This window comes from Mesorhizobium sp. f-mel (assembly GCF_053850215.1).
Genome location: NZ_JBSPTO010000076.1, coordinates 1 through 1071 on the forward strand (window position 1 = coordinate 1; position 1071 = coordinate 1071).

General features: G+C 65.2%; 1 protein-coding gene. It reads left to right on the top strand.

Going from position 1 to position 1071, the window contains the following annotated elements; translation table 11 throughout:
• Positions 1-960, top strand: a 960-nt coding sequence (locus tag ACWUKX_RS30940) for an IS5 family transposase (protein ID WP_456010453.1), incomplete at its 5' end; no start/stop codon positions are given.
• Between the last annotated feature and the right edge of the window lie 111 nt (positions 961-1071).

Sequence of the window (1071 nt, forward strand, 5' to 3'; positions counted from 1 at the left end):
ATGGCGGTGAAGCGGACGGGTCAGTTGAGTCTTGCGGAGGCTTTTCTGGGCAGCAAGCTGGCGGGCGGTTCTTCGCAGCTCGACCGGTTGTCGGATCTGGTGAAGTGGTATCGCTTCGAGAAGCTGCTCGCACCGCTGCGCGATGGCGGTCCCGGTCGGGCTGCCTGGCCGCCGCTGGTTCTGTTCAAGGCGCTGCTGCTGCAGTCGCTCTATGGGCTCTCGGACCGGGAGCTGGAGGAAGCGCTTGGCGACCGGCTGTCGTTCCGGCGCTTCGTCGGGCTGGGTCTTGAGGAGAGCATTCCCGACCACACGGTGCTTTCGCGCTTTCGCAACCTGCTTGTCAGCGAAGGGCTGCTGGAGAAGCTGTTTGGCGAACTGGACCGGCAGCTGGAGAAGGCCGGCGTGATCCTGAAGCGCGGCACGATGCTGGATGCAACGCTGATCGATGCGGTCTCGTCGCCGCCGACGGGCGAGCGGCCGTCGAAGGATGCGGATGCCCGCTTCACCGCACGGCAGGGCAAGGGCGGGTTCACCTTTGGCTACAAGGCCCATGTCGGCGTCGACGAGGGCTCGGGCCTGATCCGCACGGTGATCACCACACCGGCCAATGTCAACGACACGGTGATGGCCGATGCCTTGATCCGTGGCGACGAGAGGGAGATCTGGGCGGACGCCGCCTATGACACCCATGCGCGCCGCGCCCGGCTCAAGGCCGAGGGTAAGAAAGCCCGCATTGCGCGCCGTCCCAACAAGCACCATCCCGAGTTGCCGCCGCGGATCAAGCACTACAACCGCCTCATCGCCAGACGCCGGGCGACAGTGGAAACCACCTTCGCCACGCTCAAGAACCGCATGAAGCTGACCACGATCCGCTATGTCGGACTGGCCAGGGCAGCAGGCCAGGTGACGATGGCAGCAATCGCCTTCAACATGCGCCGATGGGTGGCCATCACGGGATAGGTGCGCCCGGATTCCGGCCACACAGGGCCGGACCGCCGCCTGAACCCAAACAAGACGCCAAATCCCCCGCAAACAAGCGAACAACCGCTGCAATCTCGCCGCCGCCAGATT